This is a genomic window from Bradyrhizobium sp. 139 (assembly GCF_023074175.1).
GTDB lineage: Bacteria > Pseudomonadota > Alphaproteobacteria > Rhizobiales > Xanthobacteraceae > Bradyrhizobium.
On record NZ_JADPKS010000126.1, the window covers coordinates 1 to 19,769 of the forward strand.

Genomic DNA, 19,769 nt, shown 5'->3' on the forward strand with positions numbered 1-19,769 from the left:
CGTCTCTCATGACCTCAACTTCTCGAACCGCCCGGTGCGGACCCGCATGCCGGGTGGTGTGGCAGGGGAGCGACCCACAAGGTCGCCCCCTATGCCGATCGACAGACCGCATCTGATCGGCGACTCGGCCAGCGACTCACTGGCGCCAAGGCTGAGGCGGGATTGCCTCCATTTCGAACAGCGCCCGATCACTAACGAAACCTTACTCGAACTCGACATTCAAAAATCAAGACAACTGATTGATAATAGAACACTATATCCGATTTCGACGATCGCCGCCAAAATCCCCGAAGGGCGGCGTTTCCCGGCGACTGTGCCTGTCCGGCAACAGCATTTCGGTGGAAAGCGTCTATAGTCGGGGCATCAGATCACACGGACTTCAGTGCGCTCGCGTCTGCCAGACAGACCAAAGCTTGGGGATTTTAAGATGAAGAAGATTTTGCTCGCTCTGACCGCGGTTGCGGCGATGACCGGTTCGGCCTCGGCGGCTGATCTTGCGGCCCGTCCCTACGTGAAGGCTCCGATGCCCGCCCCGGTCGCCAACTGGACCGGCTTCTACATCTTCGGCGGCGGCGGTGGCGGCCTCTCGAATGCCGACCAGAGCGTTGTGGATACGGTTTCCGGTACGCCGCTGACGATCACCCAGCGCCAGGGCGGCTCGGGCTGGTTCGGCACCGTGGGCGCCGGTTACGACTGGCAGTTCAGCGGCACCTGGGTCGCTGGCGTGTTCGCTGACGGTCAGTTCGGCAGCATCCGCGCCACCATCCAGGATCCGCTCAACGGTATCACGGGCAACCAGAAGCTGGAAACCTCCTGGGCCGCTGGTGTGCGCCTCGGCTGGCTGGCCGCTCCGAACGTTCTCACCTACGTCAACGGCGGTTATTCGGGCGCCCACTTCGGCCAGACCAACTTCACGGACCTCGCCGGCGTTCCCGTCGGTGCCCACCTCAACAGCTACAACCGCAACGGTTGGTTCATCGGTGGCGGCGTCGAGAACAGCCTGAACTTTTTCGGCATCAGCTCGCCGGGCTGGTTCATGAAGACCGAGTATCGTTCGGCCTTCTACAACGCCAAGACTCAGGACGAGCTGCTCGATGTCGGCAACGTTCCGGTCGGCAACAGCATCCGCGCCAACAGCTGGAACCAGACGATCTCGACCTCGCTGGTCTACCGCTTCAACTGGACCGGTCCGGTCGTCGCCAAGTACTAATCCGAACGCAAGTTCAGACGTCAAAGCCCCGGCATTGCCCGGGGCTTTTTCGTTGTGCGGGCCTCAACAGTTGACGCTCGTCTTGTTGCTCCAAATGCGCTTGCGAGCTGCCCCTCCACTCATTGACCAGTCGGCATAAGGAATCGCCGCGGTGCGGCTACCATGCCTGGGATCATCCTGCATACGGACATGCGTCCTCCCTCGGTCTTGCAGATACAGCCATTGTATCCAAGCTGAAGCCGGCTAGTCTGGCCTCCAAGCTTTCGCGGGCCTGTGGCGTTCACGCCGTGGGCCGCGACAGAAGCTGACCGATGGGGAGGAATGCATGCGCAGATTTCTGCTGATCGCAGGCCTGTTTGCCCTCGCCGTCGGGCTGCTCTGGATCGGACAGGGCACGGGCACGGTCCCGTGGCCGCGATCGAGCTTCATGGTCAACCAGTTGCAATGGGCCGGCTATGGCGCAGCCATGGCCGGCTTCGGACTGGTGCTGATCTGGCAAAGCAACCAATAGAAGAAACCAGGGAATACAAATATGACATCCAACCGGTTCGATCTCCGCGGCAAGGTCGCGATTGTCACGGGAGGCAATGGCGGCATCGGTCTCGGCCTCGCCCACGGACTCGCCGATGCCGGCGCCGATATCGCCGTGGTCGGACGTAACGAAACCAAGTCGGCCGCTGCCGTTGCCGATCTCAGACAGCGCGGCGTGAAGGCGATTGCCGTCACCACCGACGTCACCGACAAGGAAGCGGTCGCGGCCATGATCGACCGCGTCGTCAGGGAGCTCGGCCGTATCGACATCCTCATCAACAATGCCGGCATGAGCATCCGCAAGCCGCCGCACGAGCTCGAGCTCGACGAGTGGAACAAGGTCATCGCGACCAACCTCACCAGTGCCTTCCTGTGCTCGAAGGCCGCCTACCCCGCTCTCAAGGCGTCGGGCAACGGCAAGGTGATCAATATCGGCTCGATGATGTCGATCTTCGGCGCGAGCTTTGCGACGGCCTATGCGGCGAGCAAGGGCGGCATCGTGCAGTACACACGCGCCTGCGCCAATGCCTGGGCGCCGGACAACATCCAGGTCAACGCCATCCTGCCGGGTTGGATCGACACCGATCTCACGCGCGGCGCGCGGCAGCAGGTGTCTGGCTTGCACGAACGTGTATTGGCGCGCACGCCCGCGGGACGCTGGGGCGACATCGACGACTTCGCTGGCATCGCCGTGTTCCTCGCCTCGCCCGCCTCGAACTTCGTGACCGGCACTGCGATTCCAGTCGACGGCGGGTTCTCGGTGATGGCCTGAGGCGCCGTCGCGGCTGCACGAAAAAAGAAGCCCCGGTCGAAGCCGGGGCTTTTAATTTGGTCGTGATCTTTTCTTTGATTGGTCGTTTGTTGCTCAGTAGCGGCCGATGACCGGCGCGTCGAACTTATAGCTCGCGCGCACAACGGCCCACTGGATGTCGCGCGGCTTGGCATCGAACGTGTAATTACCCGAGGTGCCGCCAAGCTGATAGGTCTGGCTGCCGAAGGCCGCGTAATTGTATTCGAGGCCGACGATCCAGTTGCGGGTGATGCCGTATTCCCAGCCGGCGCCGACGGTCCAGCCGTTGGCCCAGTGGGTCTGACCGCCCGAGCCCGTCGACGCGGCAACGGTGTCGCTGACGTTGAGACGGTTGTTCACGCCGGCATAGCCGCCCTTGATGTAGAACAGATTGTTCTGCACGGCGAAGCCGGCGCGACCGACGACGGTCGCAAGCACGTTGGCGCGCCAGGTGAAGATATCGTCACCGGCACCGAACACGGTGTTCGCGACCGTGCCCTTGTTGTCGAGGCCGGAGATGGTGCCTTCCATGCCGAACACGTAGTTGTTGGCCTGCCAGTTGTAGCCGATCTGGGCGCCGCCCATGATGCCTGACTTGCGCTGACGGAAACCTTCGCCCGGAACGAGATCGCCGAACGGCGCGCCAGTCCCGTTATTAATGAACTGCTCGTTGGTCCAGGCGCCACCGATATGGCCGCCGACATAGAATCCGGTCCAGTTGAACAGCGGCTCGGCATAGGCCGGCGCCTTCGTGTAGGGACGCGCGCCGAGATCGGCGGCGGACGCAGCGCCAGTCGAAACCAGAGCGGTCGTGCAGGCGAAGGCAGCAATCAATTTGTTACGCATGGTACACCCCGTATCCTTTGATGGGTTGCACGCTCACACGCAGTTCTTACTCAAATTTGAATCAAGAAAGTTAAGGCGCCGGATTGGCAAGTTACCGTCCTTGAATCCGTTGCGCTGTTGCACGCACGCAACGCGCCGCGCACGATTTAATGCGACGTTATCCCTACCGAAATCCCTACCGAATTTTTGCGCTACGATCCCGGGGCGGCCTTCGATTGCACGTGCTCGGGTCGCACACCGAGCGCGAGCAGGTGCGCCGGAATGCCCTGGAGCCATGGCAGCGCGGTGATGAGACGCACGATCAACGGCACCTTCAGCGGCCGATCGCTGCCCTGCAAGGCGCCGCTGATGATGTTGTTCTGCACGATCACCTGCATCCGCTGCGTCATCTTGACCGGGAATTCGCGCCGGCGACGCACGGCATCGAGTTCGTCGTCGGATGGGCAGCCCTGCTGAAGCTTGTCTGCAAGCAAATTGGCGGTCGCGACCGCATCCTGCACGGCGAGATTGACGCCGACGCCGCCGACCGGCGACATCGCATGCGCAGCATCGCCGATGCAAAGCAGGCCCGGCCGCGTCCAGCGCGCCAGGCGGTTGATCGCGACGGTGAGCAGCTTGACGTCGTCAAAGCTCTTCACGTCAGAAATGCCGCTCTTCAGGATCGGCGCCATGCGCACGACGTCGTCGAGCAGCGCCTGCAATCCCCTCGCCTTCACCTCATCATGTTGGCCCTTGGCGATGACGTAGGCGCATTGCCAATAGTCGCCGCGATCGAAGGTGATCATCATCTTGCCGGGCTCGACGCGCGCGAACACATTTTCGGTCTCGTCCGCCTTGCGGCCGGCGCGGAACCACAGCACGTCCATTGGTGCGCCGATCTCCTCGACCACGAGACCGGCGCGCTCGCGCACGGTCGAATGCCGGCCGTCGCAGGCGATGGTGAGATCGGCTTCGATCTCGATCGGCCCCTCCGGCGTCATCGCGCGCACGCCGGCGATGGTCTCGCCGCGACGGATCAGGTCGACGGCCTCCGTGTTCATCATCACCTTGAACGAGGCGAAGCGCTGGCCGGCCTCGCGCAGGAAATTGAGGAAGTCCCATTGCGGCATGAAGGCAATGAATGGGTGCTTCGTGCGGAGCCGCCTGAGATCGGCGATGCGCACCGGCGTGCCGCCGAACAAGCCGTCCATCGTCTGCAAGCGCTGATGCGGCAGCTTCAGGAAGGCGTCGATCAGGCCGAGCTCATCCATGACTTGGAGCGTCGAGGGATGCACGGTGTCGCCGCGAAAGTCGCGGAAGAAATCCGCGTGCTTCTCCAGCACCACGACATCGATGCCGGCGCGCCCCAGGAGATAGCCAAGCATCATGCCGGCCGGCCCGCCGCCGACGATGCAACACCGGACTCTCACGGAGTGACGGACGGTGCGCTCGAGCGTATCTGATTCCGTCATCAACCCCTCGCTTACAACTTTAGTCCGCTGTGCGGTGCAACAAGCCGGAATTGGTTTGCCGGGGTGCCGAATGGCCAGTAGCGTTGCTGACGGTTTTAGTCGATTTCAGGATGATCTTGCGGTGCGTACCGTACTCATAGTGCTTGGCATCTGGCTGCTGATCAACGTGCTTTTCGTCGTGATCATGCTCCCGCAGCGCAAGCCGCGGAAGCCGGATCGACAGGACGCGGGCACGCTCGCGCCGGCGCGGATCGACCAGAACGGCTATCCGTTCGAGGAGCAGGAGAAATTCCTGCTTCGCCACGTCATCGTCTCGATCGCCATGGGGACGATCTTCTCGCTCGCGCCGCCCTTGATGGAAGCGATCGACTCCGTCAAGCGCTTCGTCAGAAAGCGTCGCGGCTAGTTCCCCGCGCGAACGACGTTCGCCGCCCGACAATGGAGCCGCAGATCGCTCAGTTGTTGCTGCGGGTCGCGCTGCGGAAACTCTTGATCTCCGACACGCTGCCGTCGCGGTAGGTCAACTCCACCGAGACGAATTGCGTGGCCGGGGCAAGCTTCATGTAGAGCGGCATGCCGGCGCCGATCGCGCTGGGGTCGCGCATGTCGCAGCCCGGCATCTTCAACAGCTGGTTCGGAACGGCGGTGTCGATGCCGATGCGCACCTCACGGATGGCGCAGCGGTAGGACACGAGGTGCGTGTAGTAGACCAGCAGCCCGTTGAACTCGCGGAATGACAGCCAGTTCGTCGCGGTCATGTCGAGGATCTTGCGCTGGTCGCGGATCAGCGCGGCCTCGGGATCGAACCTGACCGGGAACGGCCCCTGCATGTCGCCGGCCGGATCGACATAGCGGACCTCGATGGTGCCGGCCGCAGCATCCGACGGCAACTCAATCGACGGGTTCGGCATCCGTTTGCGCGTCCGCGGATCAAGCGTGTCGATGAAACCGGTCTCGCGGAAATCGCCATTGCCGGCCATGCGCCAGGAAATGCCGAGCGTCGGGTCGGCAAAGGAGAACACCACGCTCCAGCCGCCATTGTGCCGCGAGAAGCTCGCGATCGGCGCATTGGCGGTTTCCTCCCTCGGCACGCGAGGCACCGAGACCGGCGGCAGCGCCGCAAGCTTCTGCGGCGGCGGATCGGCCGGGCGGGCCGCGTCCTTGGCAAGGCCGCTGAGGAAGACGTCGTCGACCATCTGGTCGAAATAGACCGGCACCTGCCTGTGCTTGATCGTGTCGGCCATCTCGCTGACGAGCCGGCGGGTGCGCTGCGCCACCTGCACCAGGTTCTCGCCGGGTTGCAACAGCTCCTTGGCGAAGGTGCGCGTAAACACCGAGTTGGGATTGGCATCGTCGTTTGAGAGGCGGTCGAGTGCGGTCTGGCGGGGGCCTGCCGAGAACACCGAAAACACGCCTTCGGGCAGTTGCGTCATCGGCGCGAGGCCGCCGCCACCAGCAACTGCGCGCGTGCCGGTGCGCTCGAACGGATTGTTGCGGCAGGCGTCGAACACCAGGATCGAGGTCCGCGCTTTCTTGTTCTGCAGGCGCTCGACGATGCGGTCGGCGAGGATCGAGGCGTCGCGCACCAGCTCTTCCTGCCCTTCCGTCGCGGCCGGCACGTCGGTCGGCAGCAGATAGTTCTGGCCCGCGATCTCGAATCCGTGGCCGGCATAGAAGAAGAATGCGGTGTCGCCGGGCTCGATCGCGCGGTCGAACGCGAGCAGCGTCTCGGAGAATTGCTGCCGGCTCTGGTTCTCCGCGACCATCACCGAGAAGCCAAGCTGCTTGAGCGTATCGCCCATGGTGCGGGCGTCGTTGACCGCCTTGAGCAGCTTCGGGACGTTCCTGTAGTCGTTGTTGCCGATGACGAGCGCCACGCGCTTCTCGGCATGTGCAGGAAGCGCGAAGCCGCATAGGCTTGCCGCCAGGCCGAGTGCCGCCAGAATTCTGAAAAGCCGACGCGTCATCGCAAAATTCCCGTTGCAGAACGGCGCCGATCCCTCGAACACCGGTTCATTGGACCCCTCCGCCGTTGATGTGATAGTCGGCTCAGCCATATCGACGGTTCAACAGGCTTAGAACAGGCTTAGAACAGGCTTGGGCCTCCGCTTCCGCGATCTGGTCTATGGCAGATTCCGCCGGAATCTGCTCTTTGTTAGACGATTTCCTGGGCAATTGCGCTGGAAGCGAGGGGCTGCCGTGTATCGCTGGTGTACCGACGAGGTCGAGCCGCATGACCGCTTCGACTATTGGCGCGAGGTCCGCGCCAAGGGCCTGTTCGGGGTTACGGCCGAACTCGAGCGCGAACGGCGCGGCGATTTCTTCGGCGAATTCTCGCTACGCCAGGTCGGCGGCGGCGGCCTCGTCGAGTTGAAGGCTTCGCACTACACGGTCGAACGCAGCACGTCCGACATCGCCCGCGCGCCGGGTGACAGCCTTTGCGTGTATCAGCAGCTCGGCAGCGGCGGCTGGTTCGGCGGCATGCGCGCAAGCGACTTCGGGATCGCCAATGGCAGCTTCGCCACCAGCCATACCGACCAGCCCTATCGCACCGCGCCGCTCGGCGCAGGGGGCTTCCACCTGCGCATTCTGAAGATCCCCCTGAGCGGCCTCGCCACACAGGACAAGCGCATGCGCGAGCTTGCGCCCCGGACGTTCGACGATCCCGGCCTGGCGCCCCTGCTCGGCGCCTGTTTCGCCGATCTCGGTGAGGCCGTCGTCGACGATGATGGCGCCGCCGATGCGACCTCCCTGGTCCAGTCCTCCTTAGTTCAAGCCTCCTTAGTTCAAGCCTTGGCCCATCTGGCGCTGATCGAGCGCGGCATCGTGCGGCCCGGCAGCCGCCTCGGACAGTCCGCGCTGCGGACCGCCCGGCTCTCGCAGGCGCGGCGCCTGATCGCGCGCCAGCTGCAAGACCCCGATCTGGCGCCGGCGAGGGTGGCCGACCTGCTCGGGGTGTCCGTGCGTCACCTGCACATGCTGTTCGAAACCGCGGCGAAGAGCTTCTCGCAGACCGTGACGGACGAACGCCTGAAACAGAGCCGTCGTCTGATGCGCGAGGCGCCGGACCGGCTGATCGCTGATATCGCGACCTCCTGCGGCTTCGAGAGCCTGGCGACCTATTATCGGGTCTTCAGCGCCGCCTACGGGATGGCCCCCGGCGACTTCCGCGCCCAGGGTCCGGAAGGGCGTTAACCGTCGCCCCACCCAATGGCTGTCGCCCGGAAAAGCCCAGCCGGGCCCGCTATTTGGGCAAAAACCTCAGGTTTTTTAGGGCCTTCCCGCGCCCGCTCCATTGACTTTGGCCGATTCCTGCCTATGTTCCGAAGCGACGCGGCTCAGATCGAAGACCGATTCCTGAGCCTGGCGCTTTGTTCGCGTGAGTCAGCACCCCCAGCTTCTTTGAGAGCGCGCCGTTTTGGGGTGGAACGCGACAGCCTTATTACCTTCGATTCCGAACGGCGGTTTCGACCAGAGGCTCAATGTCCTTTACCAATCTCGGACTATCCGAAAAAGTTCTCGCCGCAGTGGCGGCCACCGGTTACACCACCCCCACCCCCATCCAGGAACAGGCGATCCCCCACGTCCTCGCACGCAAGGACGTGCTCGGCATCGCCCAGACCGGCACCGGCAAGACCGCAGCCTTCGTGCTGCCGATGCTCACCATCCTCGAAAAGGGTCGCGCCCGCGCGCGCATGCCGCGGACGCTGATCCTGGAGCCGACCCGCGAGCTTGCGGCGCAGGTGAAGGAAAACTTCGACCGCTACGGCGCAGGCCAGAAGCTCAATGTCGCACTGCTGATCGGCGGCGTGTCCTTCGGCGACCAGGATGCCAAGCTGACGCGCGGCGTTGATGTGCTGATCGCCACCCCCGGCCGCCTGCTCGACCACACCGAGCGCGGTGGCCTCCTGCTCACCGGCGTCGAGCTGCTCGTCATCGACGAAGCCGACCGCATGCTGGACATGGGCTTCATTCCCGACATCGAGCGCGTCTGCAAGCTGGTCCCGTTCACGCGGCAGACCCTGTTCTTCACCGCGACGATGCCGCCGGAAATCCGGCGCATCACCGAGACCTTCCTGCACAACCCGCAGAAGGTGGAAGTTTCCAAGCCCGCCACCACCGCCGTCACAGTCTCGCAGTGTCAGGTCCCGGCCGGGCGCGAGGCGCATGAAAAGCGCGAATTGCTGCGGCGCCTGCTGCGCGAGGCCAAGGATCTCAAGAACGCGATCATCTTCTGCAATCGCAAGCGCGAAGTCGCCGTCGTTCACAAATCGCTCCAGAAGCACGGCTTCAGCGTCGGGGCCCTGCACGGCGACATGGACCAGTCGGCCCGCACGGCGGCGCTCGAACAGTTCCGTAAGGGCGAGCTGCCGCTTTTGGTAGCCTCCGACGTCGCCGCCCGCGGCCTCGATATCCCTGAGGTCAGCCACGTCTTCAATTTCGACGTCCCTCACCATCCTGACGACTATGTCCACCGCGTCGGCCGCACCGGCCGCGCAGGCCGGACCGGCGTCGCGATCTCGCTCGTGACGCCGCTCGACCAGAAGTCGATGGTGGCGATCGAGAAGCTGATCGGCCAGAGCATTCCCCGCGCCGAGGGCGACTTCGAGATGCACGCCGGCACAGCCGAACAGAGCGAGCGCCCGCGCGAGTCGCGCGGACGGGATCGCGAACGCTCCCGCAGCGGACGCGGGAAATCGCGTCGCGGCCACGAGCCGCGCGATGAAGCGGCACAGCCCGCCGAGGCAAGACCCGCGGTCGATGCCAGGCCTGCGGCCGAAGCGCGATCCGCACGCGAGGCAAGGCCCGCACGCGACGCAAGGCCTCCCCGTGAACCACGGCAATCATCCGAGCCGCGCGGCGGATCGCACCAACCAGCCAATCCATCCCACGTGCCCTCGATCGGCCGTCCCGAGCCGCGCCGCCAGCGCGAAGCAGACACCGAACCGGGCGATCACTCGCATCTCCCGGCGTTCCTGTTGCGCCCCGTTCGTTCCCCCGCCGGCGCCTGAAGCACGAGACTAATTTTAGACTGCGGTTGAAAAAAACAGCCGCACAATTTTTTGATGCATCGGCGAACGGCTGTTTACGGGCCGTTCACGATCATCCGTTAGCCTACGAACATAATTTAAGCATTGCAGCGATCGACCGGCGCACTGATCGCCGTGGGGAATGTTCCGTGGTCAACGTGCTCGACGAACACGAACGCACGATGGCGTTCGCCGAGGTGGCGCTCGGTCAGATCCGGTCGCTTCGGCAAACCGCAATTCCCCGCAATTACGAGATCTGGTACGTCTACGCTACCGGCTATAACGCACCGCTCAACAAGATCATCAACGAGACGCTGGCGCGCCATGGCAAGCTGACCGAGGGCGATCTCGAGCAGATCTACGAGACCTATCTTTCCCACATCAAGACCACCGACCGCATCGACAAGGTCGGCGCACGCGTCATCGGCGAGATCGACGACGTGTTGAAGGTGCTGAGCGAAGCGCTCGGGATGACCGGCTCCTACGATGCCAGCCTGTCGGGCGCGACCGAGCAACTGTCGACGGCCAAGAGCCGCGACCAGATCAAGTCGATCGTCGAGACGCTGCTGCGTTCGACCAGCGAGATGCGCGAGACCAACAAGGCGCTGGAAGAGCGGCTGACGCTGTCCAAGAGCGAGATCAGCAACCTCCAGCAGAGCCTGGAGGCGATCCGGGCCGAGAGCTTGACTGACCCGCTCACGGGGTTGGGCAATCGCAAATATTTCGATCGCATGATCAGCATGGCCGTGCAGAGCGCGCTCGCCTCTGGCGAGCCGCTGTCCCTGCTGCTGTTCGACATCGATCATTTCAAGTCGTTCAACGATTCCTACGGCCATCTCACCGGCGACCAGGTGCTGCGGCTCGTCGGCCTGTCCATGAAGCAGACCATCAAGGGACAGGACATCACCGCGCGCTATGGCGGCGAGGAATTCGCTGTCCTGCTGCCCAACACGGCGCTGCGCCAGGCGCTCACCGTTGCAGATCACATTCGCCGCGCTGTGATGGCGAAGGAATTGAAGAAGAAATCGACCGGCGAGATCCTCGGCCGCGTCACCATCTCCGTCGGCGTCTCCATGCTCAAGCAGGGCGACGACACCGACGCGCTGATCGAGCGTGCGGATGCCTGCCTCTACGCCGCCAAGCGCAACGGCCGCAACCGCGTGATCTGCGAGGCCGATCCGGAATTCGCGGTCGAGACGCACAACCGGGTGGCGTGACGCCGAATCTGCGCACCACCCGCGCTTGACATTCTGACCTGACAAACGACATCTTCCTCGCCGCTTTACGGGCGCCTGACTGCGAGCATCCGGAAGGACTTGTCGCCTTGTCCAATCCCCACGATTTTCATGCTCCACAACCGTCCTACACTAGGGACGAACTGCTAAGATCGAGCGAGGGCGGCTATTTCGGCGCCGGCAATGCGCAATTGCCCGCGCCGCCGATGCTGATGATGGACCGCATCACAGAAATCAGCATGGACGGCGGCGAGTTCGGCAAGGGCCATGTCGTCGGCGAGCTCGACATCGGGCCTGGCTATTGGTTCTTTGACTGCCATTATCGCGGCGACCCGATGATGCCGGCGTCTCTGGGGCTGGATGCCATGTGGCAGGTGATCGGCTATTGGCTCGGCTGGTCGGGCTCACCGGGCAAGGGTCGCGCCATCGGCGTCGGCGAGGTGGACGTCACGGGATCCATCACACCGGACACGCGACGCGTGCGCTACGAGGTCGCCATGCGCCAGGTCCGGCGCGGCAAGCTGGTGCTCGGAATTGCCGACGGTCGCGTGCTTGCGGACGGTGTCTGTGTCTGCATGGCCAAAGATATGAAGGTTGGCCTGACAAAGGCGGTGGATTGACGTCGCGTACGGTGGGCAAAGGCGCGCAGCGACGTGCCCACCATCTCACATCAGGACCTCAACGGTGGGTGGGCACGCTTCCGCCTTCGCTGTTCGAGCTATGGCGGGCGGGTCGCTTTGCCCACCTGACGTACCGTTTTCTTGGCCGGGCGCTTCTTCGCAACGGGCTTCCTCGGCGTGGCCGTCTTCGCCACCTTCTTCGCCGCCTTCTTTCCCTTCGCCCGCTTCTTCGCCTTGGCACGCTGGGCGGCGGCGAGCGCTGCCCTCGCCCAACGCGCAAGCTCCTCGGAATCGTCGAACAGGCGCGCCGGCAGCTCCCAATAGGAATTCACCAGCACGGTCTTGGCCCGGGTCGCATACTGGAACGGCTTCGAGCCTTCCGCTTCAAAGTCCGGGATGGTCTGCTCGTCGGCGCGGAAGAACAGGCCGGCGCGCAAGGCGAGCGCGAAGTTGATACCGTCGGCGGAGATGCCGTAGCCGGAAAACATTTTTCGGATGGTGACAGGGCCGAAATCGGCGAACAGGTCGATCAGGAATTCGCGGTCCATGGAGGCTTCCCGGAGCCAGCAGCCAGCGTTCATATCACCGCCGTCATTGCGAGCGAAGCGAAGCAGACTATCCGCTGCAGAGACGACCTGGATTGCGTCGTCGCAAGGGCTCCTCGCGATGACGGAGAGAACTACCCGTCGATCTTCGCCGGGCGCAGCTCGACCGACTCGCCGCAGCCGCAAGCGGAGATCTGGTTCGGGTTGTTGAAGACGAACTGGGCCTGCATCTTGTCGGCCTTGTAGTCCATCTCGGTGCCAAGCAGGAACAGTACGGCCTTGGGATCGATCAGGATCTTGACCCCCTTGTCCTCGACGACCTCATCGGTCGGGCGGACATCATGGGCGTATTCGACGGTGTAGGACTGCCCAGCGCAGCCGCCGTTCTTCACACCGACGCGCAGGCCCACGATCTCGGAATCAGCGCGCTGGGTCAGCTCGCTGATGCGCTGAGCTGCGGCATCCGTCAGCCGCATCACCTGCGGGCGCGGCCGCCGCGGCTTGGGAGTGGATGCTGGTGTCGAGCCTGACGATATCTGGGTCATGTCAGTGATGTGGTCCGTTGCGGCGCGAATTCAATGCCAATTCTGCAAAGCTAGTATGTAAGCATTACCACATGTTGAGCACGAGGCGGGCCTCGTCGCTCATGCGTTCCGGCGTCCAGGCCGGCTCCCAGATCACCTTGACGTCGACCACGCCGACGCCGGGGACGCTGGCGACTGCGTTCTCGACCATGGTCGGCAGCTCACCGGCGGCCGGACAGTTCGGCGTCGTCAGCGTCATCTGGACGTCGACGGAACGGTCATCCTTGATTTCGACCTTGTAGATCAGGCCGAGCTCATAGATGTCGGCGGGAATTTCCGGGTCGAACACGGTCTTCAGCCCGGCAATGATCTCGGTGGTGAGACGCTCGGTTTCCTCAGGCGGCAGCGCCGACTGGGTTTCCATCGGATTGGCTTTGATTTCGGCCGTGTCACTCATGCGAACAAATCCCGCGCCTTCAACAGCGCCTGTGCCAGATGATCGACTTCTTCCCGCGTATTATACATGCCGAACGACGCCCGGCAGGTGGCGGTGACGTTGAACCGCTCTAAAAGCGGCATCACGCAATGGGTGCCGGCGCGCACCGCAATGCCCTGGCGGTCGATCACGGTGGCGACGTCGTGGGGGTGCGCACCCTCGAGCTCGAAGGAGATCACCGGACCCTTGCCGCGCGCGGTGCCGATCAGCCGCAGCGAGTTGATCTCGCGCAGCTTCCCCTGCGCGTAGGTCAGGAGATCGTGCTCGTGCGCGGCGATTCGCTCCTTGCCGATCGAATTGACGTAATCGATGGCCGCACCCAGGCCCACCGCCTCGACGATCGCCGGCGTGCCGGCCTCGAATTTGTGCGGGGGATCGCCATAGGTGACGATGTCGCGCGAGACTTCTCGGATCATCTCGCCGCCGCCATTAAACGGGCGCATCGCGGCGAGTTGGTCGTACTTGGCCCAGAGCACGCCGATGCCGGTCGGACCATAGACCTTGTGGCCGGTGAAGACGTAGAAGTCGCAGCCGAGGTCCTGGACGTCGATCGGCAGATGCACCGCGCCCTGGCTGCCGTCGACCAGCACCGGAATGCCGCGGGCGTGAGCGATCTTCACAACGTCCTTGACCGGGACGATGGTGCCGAGCGCATTCGACATCTGCGTGATCGCGACCAGCTTGGTCTTGGCGGTCAGCAGCTTCTCGAACTCGTCGAGGAGGAAGTTGCCCTCGTCGTCGACGGGCGCCCATTTGATCACGGCGCCCTGGCGCTCCTTGAGGAAATGCCAGGGCACGATGTTGGAGTGGTGCTCCATGATGGAGATGACGATCTCGTCGCCATCCTTGATGTTCGGCCCGCCCCAGGACGACGCGACCAGATTGATCGCCTCGGTCGCGTTGCGGGTGAAGATCACTTCCTCTGTTCGCGGCGCGTTGATGAACTGCGCCACCTTGGTGCGACCACCCTCATAGGCTTCAGTCGCGGCGTTGGCGAGGTAATGCAGGCCGCGATGCACGTTGGCGTATTCGGACGTATAGGCCTGCGTCATGCGGTCGAGCACGACTTGCGGCTTCTGCGCCGACGCCGCGTTGTCGAGATAGACCAGCGGCTTGCCGTAGACCTGCATGGCGAGCGCCGGAAAATCCTGGCGCACGCGCGCGACGTCATAAGACCCGTTCAGGACTGCCGGATGCGTGCTCATTGGCGCCGCTCCAGCCAGCGCGCGGCAATCCCGATCACATGCTCGCGCAGATTATCATCGGCGATCTGCTCGATCGCCTCGCCGACGAAGGCCTGGATCAGCAGCGCCTGGGCCTGCTTCTCGGGCAGGCCGCGCGCCTTCAGATAGAACAACAGGTTCTCGTCGAGCGCGCCGGCGGTGGCGCCGTGGCCGCAGGAGACGTCGTCGGCGAAGATCTCGAGTTCCGGCTTGTTGTCGGCCTCGGCTTCGTCCGAGAGCAGCAGCGCGCGGGTCATCATCTTGCCGTCGGTCTTCTGCGCGTCGGGACGAACGATGATGCGGCCCTGGAATACCGAATGGGCGCGATCGTCGATCACGGCGCGGAAGACCTCGCGGCTGATGCAGTTCGGCACGGCGTGGTCGACCACCAGCGTAGTGTCGCCGTGCTCGGTCTTCTGCAACAAGTTTACGCCGTTGATGGAGAGCTCGCTGCCCTCGCCTGCCAGCGTGATAAGGCCCTGGAGGCGGCTGACCGCGGCGCCGCTGGTCATGTTGAAAAAATTGACCTTCGTGTTGGCGCCGACGGTGACGAATTGCGACGTGATGTTCGCCGCATCAGGCGCATCGTCCATCAGGCGGACAAGCGCGACATCGGCGTTGTCGCCGATCGAGACCAACACGGCGTCATGGACCTGATAGGCCTTGGCGTCTGCCGCCACGAAGCTTTCGATGATCGTGGCGCGAGCGCCCTTCCCGATCCGCAGCTGTGAGCGGGTGAACGCCGATGCAGAAGCAGCGGTGGCAACATGGATGATCTGGACGGGCGCGGACAGTTGCGCGCCATCGGCAATCGACAGCACGACGCCATCAGTCGCCATCGCCGCATTCAGCGCAATCACGGCATCGGTGGACGCCGTCTTCAGAAGACCGGCATCCATCTCCAGCGTCTCCCGTAACGTCTTGAAGCCTACCTCGGAGCCGAGTGCCTTGACGTCAGAGAGATCGGCCGAAAACACGCCATCGACCAGCACCAGCTTGCGGGCGCCCGCGATCGCGTGCGCCTTCACGGCCTCCGCCGCGCGCTTCAGCGCGGCCGCATCGGGGTTGGCTGCCAGCGGCAGCACCTCGCCGACCAGCGCGCGCAGGTCAGTGTATTTCCATTCCTCGATCCGGCGATGCGGCAGGCCGAGACGCTCATAGGTCTCGAACGCCTCGCGGCGTACCGCGATCACGGCCGGCGAACCCGGCAGCCGGCCTTCGGCGCTGGCGAAGAGATCGCTCACCGCGCGGCCTTTTCCGGTCTTTGCCACAGCAACGTTCATCGCAAAATTCCTTACGCGGCGTCCTCGAACTGGGTGTAGCCGGACGCTTCCAGCTCCAGCGCCAGTTCCTTGCCGCCGCTCTTCACGACACGGCCCTTCGACATCACGTGCACCACGTCAGGCACGATGTAGTTGAGCAGCCGCTGATAATGGGTGATGACGACCATCGCGCGCTTGGGCGAGTGCAGCGCATTAACTCCGTCGGCCGCAATCCGCAGCGCGTCGATGTCAAGGCCGGAATCCATCTCGTCGAGGATGCACAGGCTCGGCTCGAACAGCGCCATCTGAAGCACTTCGTTGCGCTTCTTCTCGCCGCCGGAGAAGCCGACATTGACGCCGCGCTTGAGCATGTCCTGCGGGATGTTCAGCGACTTCGAGACCTCGCGAACCTTCTTCAAAAAGTCCGGCGTCGAATATTCGCTCTCGCCGCGCGCCTTGCGCTGCGCGTTCAGTGCCGTGCGCAGGAAGTTCATGGTGCTAACGCCCGGAATTTCGACCGGATACTGGAACGCCAGAAATACGCCCTTGGCCGCGCGCATGTCAGGCGACATGTCCAGCAGGTCCTCGCCCCTAAACAGGATCTCGCCGTCGGTGACTTCATAGCCGGGCTTGCCGGCGATGACGTGGGAGAGCGTCGATTTGCCGGAGCCGTTCGGCCCCATGATCGCGTGGATCTCGCCCTCGTTTACGGTCAGCGTCAGCCCGTGGAGGATCTCGCGCTCCTCGACACGTACCTTCAGGCCTTTTACTTCAAGCAATGCCATTGTCTTGTTCCATCTATCCCCTCGTCCCAGGGAGCGGCCGGCAGGCGCGTCTCGAAGGAGGAGGCCAACAATCGTTGTAACATTCATCCTTCGAGACGGCCGCGTACCGCAGCCTCCTCAGGATGAGGTCGAAGCTAGCCGACCGATCCTTCCAGCGAGATCGAGATCAGCTTCTGCGCTTCCACCGCGAACTCCATCGGCAGCTGCTGGAGCACGTCCTTGACGAAGCCGTTGACGACGAGGCCGACAGCCTCCTCCTGCGAAAGCCCGCGCTGGACGCAATAGAACAGCACATCCTCAGAGATTTTTGAGGTCGTCGCCTCGTGCTCAAACGTCGCCGAAGAGTTCTTGGCCTCGATGTACGGCACCGTGTGCGCGCCGCATTTGTCGCCGATCAGCAAGGAGTCGCAGGCGGTGAAGTTGCGCGCGCCGGTCGCCTTGCGATGTGCGGTGACGAGGCCGCGATAGGTGTTTTGCGATTTACCGGCCGCGATGCCCTTGGAAATGATCCGGCTCGACGTGTTCTTGCCGAGATGGATCATCTTGGTGCCGCTGTCGACCTGCTGGAAGCCGTTGGAGATCGCGATCGAGTAGAACTCGCCGCGGGAGTTATCGCCGCGCAGAATGCAGCTCGGGTACTTCCAGGTGATCGCAGACCCCGTCTCGACCTGGGTCCAGGAGATCTTGGAATTGTTGCCGCGACAGTCGCCACGCTTGGTGACGAAATTGTAGATGCCGCCCTTGCCTTCCGAATTGCCGGGATACCAGTTCTGCACCGTCGAGTATTTGATCTCGGCATCGTCATGCGCGACGAGCTCGACCACGGCGGCATGCAACTGGTTCTCGTCGCGCTGCGGCGCGGTACAGCCTTCGAGATAGGAGACGTAGGAGCCCTTGTCGGCGATGATCAGCGTGCGCTCGAACTGGCCGGTGTTGCGCTCGTTGATGCGGAAATAGGTCGACAGCTCCATGGGACAGCGCACGCCCGGCGGCACGTAGACGAACGAGCCGTCGGAGAACACCGCCGAGTTCAGCGTCGCGTAGAAATTGTCCGAGGTCGGAACCACCGAGCCGAGATATTTCTGCACCAGTTCGGGATGCTCGCGGATCGCCTCCGAGATCGGCATGAAGATCACGCCGGCCTTCTTCAGCTCAGCCTTGAACGTGGTCGCAACCGAAACCGAATCGAACACCGCGTCGACCGCGATCTTGCGCCGGGCCGGGTCCTGATCGCCGGGCTTCGGCTCGACGCCTTCGAGCATGGCGACTTCCCGCAGGGGAATGCCGAGCTTCTCGTAGGTCTTCAGGATCTCCGGATCGATCTCGTCCAGCGAGGTGATCGTCTTCTTCGGCTTCGGCGCCGAATAGTAATAGAGGTCCTGGAAGTCGATCTTGGGATAATCGACGCGCGCCCAGGTCGGCTCGGTCATCGTCAGCCAGCGCCGATAGGCTTCCAGCCGCCACTGGAGCATCCAGGCGGGTTCATTCTTCTTCTCGGAGATGAACTTGACGGTCTCTTCCGACAGCCCCTTGGGGGCCTTGTCGGACTCGATCAGGGTCTCAAACCCATAACGATACTGGTCGACGTCGATGCGCTTCACGCGCTCGACCGTCTCTTGTACGGCTGGCATTCCATCCTCCGCTCGCGGTTTCAAGGACCGCGGTGGATCATCAAATTCGGACGACTATTACGATGTTTCTTGGCGAGACGCACGCTCTTAGAACCGTTCAAGCCGTGTTTCGTCGCTTAACCCTTAAGTAGGGTATTACCGAGCTTTCGCCAAGCCTCTAACGCCCTGTTGATGTCATCTGGTTCCGTGGACCAGCCCAGACTGAGACGCACTGCTCCCTGGGCGACTGCGGGATCAAATCCCATGGCCGACAGAACATGGGACGCCTGCACTTTGCCCGAGGAACAGGCCGAACCTGAGGACACGGCCACGCCTTCGAGGTCGAATCCGATGACGGCGGTCTCAGCCTTCAGGCCTGGCGCGGTGAATAAAACGGTGTTTGGTAACCTCTTCACGTTGTGAGAGAAGATGGTCGCCCCGGCCATCCCGAGGAGACCATTTTCCAAGCGATCTCTGAGGGTTGCTATATGCTCCGCATCCTCCGGCAGAGCCCGAAGCGCCGCTTTCACCGCGGCCCCGAGGCCGGCGATGCCAGCGACATTCTCAGTTCCTGCGCGCCGGTTCAGTTCCTGTCCGCCGCCCCGCAGCACTGGTTGCAGGCCGGCAAGCCCCTCCGTCACGACCAACGCACCAACTCCCTTGGGGCCACCGATCTTGTGCGCAGAAAAGGTCGCAAGGTCCGCCCCTACAGTGTTGATATCGAACGGAATTTTTCCGAGTGCCTGGATCGCATCGACGTGCAGGAGGCCGCTAGCCTCGTGAACGATCGCTGCGGCCTCTGCGACCGGTTGAATTACGCCAGTCTCGTTGTTGGCCGCCATGATGGAGACCAGCGCCGGCGGGCCGTCGCCGAGCTGCGCCTTCAGATGGTCGAGGTCGATGACGCCGGCGGGTGTGACCGGGATCTGGCTGATCTTGTCCACTGGGAACCGGCCGCCTGCCAGCACCGAGGCATGCTCGACGGACGAAACCAGGAGCCGCTCGATGGGGCCGCCGGACGGGCCCCGCAGGCCAGGCGACAGTGCCAGCGCGTTCGCCTCGGTCCCCGCGGAAGTGAAGACCACGTTGCGCGGCAACGCACCGACAGCCGCTGCAAGCGTGGCACGGGCGTCCTCGACCAGCCGGCGCGCCTCGCGGCCCTCGGCATGGACCGAGGACGGATTGCCGATCAGCTCCCAAGCCGCAAGCATCGCGCTCCGCGCTTCGGCGCGGAGCGGCGTGGTCGCATTCCAGTCGAGGTAGACACGGCTCCGCATGAGGTATTATATTACTCTGTAAATGGGGCTTGTGCGCCCACGCTGAGGCCCGACATGGGCCCCTGTGGAGCGATTGGCAACCTCGATTCCGAATCCTCATCCCGCAATGACGCGGCCATGACACGCTAACATCTTGAGCTCATTGGGCGATGTTCAAGATGCTTGCTTTTTGACCCTCGCCTCATGTTAGAACGCGCGCGTCAGTTCACCGCGCGCCGCTCGCGCATCATCCGAGGGCGCCGCTCCACCCTTCCCTTCGCGGCTTGGTCGGCACAGCAGCCGATGAAGTTCGCACAATCGGTTGATTGCTGAGGACCGTCTTCAAGGGATCAAT

General features: G+C 63.4%; 20 protein-coding genes. 9 read left to right on the forward strand and 11 right to left on the reverse strand.

The features are described 5' to 3' along the window. The 4 genes from IVA80_RS28430 to IVA80_RS28445 all read left to right on the forward strand — a co-directional run. A partial coding sequence (locus IVA80_RS28430; RefSeq protein WP_247437848.1) for a hypothetical protein occupies window positions 1-355 on the forward strand: 355 nt, incomplete at its 5' end. Between the two features lie 72 nt (window positions 356-427). Continuing rightward, window positions 428-1,210 carry an outer membrane beta-barrel protein gene (locus IVA80_RS28435; protein WP_247437851.1) on the forward strand — a complete coding sequence of 261 codons (783 nt, stop codon included), beginning with the start codon at window positions 428-430 and terminating at the stop codon, window positions 1,208-1,210. Window positions 1,211-1,535: 325 nt separating this feature from the next. Next, complete coding sequence (locus IVA80_RS28440; protein WP_027553620.1) at window positions 1,536-1,721, forward strand: hypothetical protein; 186 nt, start codon at window positions 1,536-1,538, stop codon at window positions 1,719-1,721. A 21-nt stretch (window positions 1,722-1,742) separates the two neighbouring features. After that, window positions 1,743-2,513 (forward strand): glucose 1-dehydrogenase, encoded by a 771-nt coding sequence (locus tag IVA80_RS28445; protein WP_247437852.1) that lies wholly within the window; start codon window positions 1,743-1,745, stop codon window positions 2,511-2,513. Between the two features lie 93 nt (window positions 2,514-2,606). On the opposite strand, the gene IVA80_RS28450 is transcribed toward IVA80_RS28445, so the two are convergent. Beyond that, window positions 2,607-3,377 carry an outer membrane beta-barrel protein gene (locus tag IVA80_RS28450; RefSeq protein ID WP_247437854.1) on the reverse strand — a complete coding sequence of 257 codons (771 nt, stop codon included), beginning with the start codon at window positions 3,375-3,377 and terminating at the stop codon, window positions 2,607-2,609. Between the two features lie 191 nt (window positions 3,378-3,568). Then, the gene (locus IVA80_RS28455; RefSeq protein WP_247437855.1) at window positions 3,569-4,828 is read right to left on the reverse strand and encodes an FAD-dependent oxidoreductase; all 1,260 of its coding nucleotides are present in this window, start codon (window positions 4,826-4,828) and stop codon (window positions 3,569-3,571) included. 121 nt (window positions 4,829-4,949) lie between these two features. On the opposite strand from IVA80_RS28455, the gene IVA80_RS28460 reads away from it, so the two are divergent. Next, entirely contained in the window at window positions 4,950-5,234 is a 285-nt protein-coding gene (locus IVA80_RS28460; protein WP_247437857.1) for a hypothetical protein, read from the forward strand. Window positions 5,235-5,283: 49 nt separating this feature from the next. On the opposite strand, the gene IVA80_RS28465 is transcribed toward IVA80_RS28460, so the two are convergent. Next, window positions 5,284-6,795 (reverse strand): caspase family protein, encoded by a 1,512-nt coding sequence (locus tag IVA80_RS28465; RefSeq protein WP_247437858.1) that lies wholly within the window; start codon window positions 6,793-6,795, stop codon window positions 5,284-5,286. A gap of 232 nt (window positions 6,796-7,027) precedes the next feature. Between IVA80_RS28465 and IVA80_RS28470 the strand changes: the two genes are divergently transcribed. The 4 genes from IVA80_RS28470 to fabA all read left to right on the forward strand — a co-directional run bounded on the left by IVA80_RS28470 (window position 7,028) and on the right by fabA (window position 11,713). Further along, a complete protein-coding gene (locus IVA80_RS28470) occupies window positions 7,028-8,023 on the forward strand; it encodes an AraC family transcriptional regulator (RefSeq protein ID WP_247437859.1) in 996 nt (331 codons plus the stop codon). Window positions 8,024-8,310: 287 nt separating this feature from the next. Then, window positions 8,311-9,840: a DEAD/DEAH box helicase gene (locus IVA80_RS28475; protein ID WP_247437860.1), complete on the forward strand. Its 1,530-nt coding sequence runs from the start codon at window positions 8,311-8,313 to the stop codon at window positions 9,838-9,840. Between the two features lie 167 nt (window positions 9,841-10,007). Continuing rightward, the gene (locus IVA80_RS28480) at window positions 10,008-11,075 is read left to right on the forward strand and encodes a GGDEF domain-containing protein (protein ID WP_247437861.1); all 1,068 of its coding nucleotides are present in this window, start codon (window positions 10,008-10,010) and stop codon (window positions 11,073-11,075) included. A gap of 107 nt (window positions 11,076-11,182) precedes the next feature. Beyond that, complete coding sequence (fabA, locus tag IVA80_RS28485; protein WP_247437862.1) at window positions 11,183-11,713, forward strand: bifunctional 3-hydroxydecanoyl-ACP dehydratase/trans-2-decenoyl-ACP isomerase; 531 nt, start codon at window positions 11,183-11,185, stop codon at window positions 11,711-11,713. 98 nt (window positions 11,714-11,811) lie between these two features. On the opposite strand, the gene IVA80_RS28490 is transcribed toward fabA, so the two are convergent. The 8 genes from IVA80_RS28490 to IVA80_RS28525 form a co-directional block, all read right to left on the reverse strand. Next, complete coding sequence (locus IVA80_RS28490) at window positions 11,812-12,261, reverse strand: TfoX/Sxy family protein (protein WP_247437863.1); 450 nt, start codon at window positions 12,259-12,261, stop codon at window positions 11,812-11,814. Between the two features lie 131 nt (window positions 12,262-12,392). Beyond that, window positions 12,393-12,734 carry an iron-sulfur cluster assembly accessory protein gene (locus IVA80_RS28495; protein WP_247437998.1) on the reverse strand — a complete coding sequence of 114 codons (342 nt, stop codon included), beginning with the start codon at window positions 12,732-12,734 and terminating at the stop codon, window positions 12,393-12,395. A gap of 133 nt (window positions 12,735-12,867) precedes the next feature. Beyond that, window positions 12,868-13,239 (reverse strand): SUF system Fe-S cluster assembly protein, encoded by a 372-nt coding sequence (locus IVA80_RS28500; RefSeq protein ID WP_045000007.1) that lies wholly within the window; start codon window positions 13,237-13,239, stop codon window positions 12,868-12,870. After that, window positions 13,236-14,483 (reverse strand): cysteine desulfurase, encoded by a 1,248-nt coding sequence (locus IVA80_RS28505; RefSeq protein ID WP_247437864.1) that lies wholly within the window; start codon window positions 14,481-14,483, stop codon window positions 13,236-13,238. The genes IVA80_RS28500 and IVA80_RS28505 overlap by 4 nt, the downstream gene beginning before the upstream one ends. Beyond that, the gene (sufD, locus tag IVA80_RS28510) at window positions 14,480-15,784 is read right to left on the reverse strand and encodes a Fe-S cluster assembly protein SufD (protein WP_247437865.1); all 1,305 of its coding nucleotides are present in this window, start codon (window positions 15,782-15,784) and stop codon (window positions 14,480-14,482) included. The genes IVA80_RS28505 and sufD overlap by 4 nt, the downstream gene beginning before the upstream one ends. 11 nt (window positions 15,785-15,795) lie before the next feature. Then, a complete protein-coding gene (sufC, locus tag IVA80_RS28515) occupies window positions 15,796-16,548 on the reverse strand; it encodes a Fe-S cluster assembly ATPase SufC (RefSeq protein ID WP_247437866.1) in 753 nt (250 codons plus the stop codon). A gap of 134 nt (window positions 16,549-16,682) precedes the next feature. Then, the gene (gene sufB / locus IVA80_RS28520) at window positions 16,683-18,179 is read right to left on the reverse strand and encodes a Fe-S cluster assembly protein SufB (protein ID WP_247437868.1); all 1,497 of its coding nucleotides are present in this window, start codon (window positions 18,177-18,179) and stop codon (window positions 16,683-16,685) included. A 116-nt stretch (window positions 18,180-18,295) separates the two neighbouring features. Further along, entirely contained in the window at window positions 18,296-19,435 is a 1,140-nt protein-coding gene (locus IVA80_RS28525; protein WP_247437870.1) for a cysteine desulfurase family protein, read from the reverse strand. Between the last annotated feature and the right edge of the window lie 334 nt (window positions 19,436-19,769).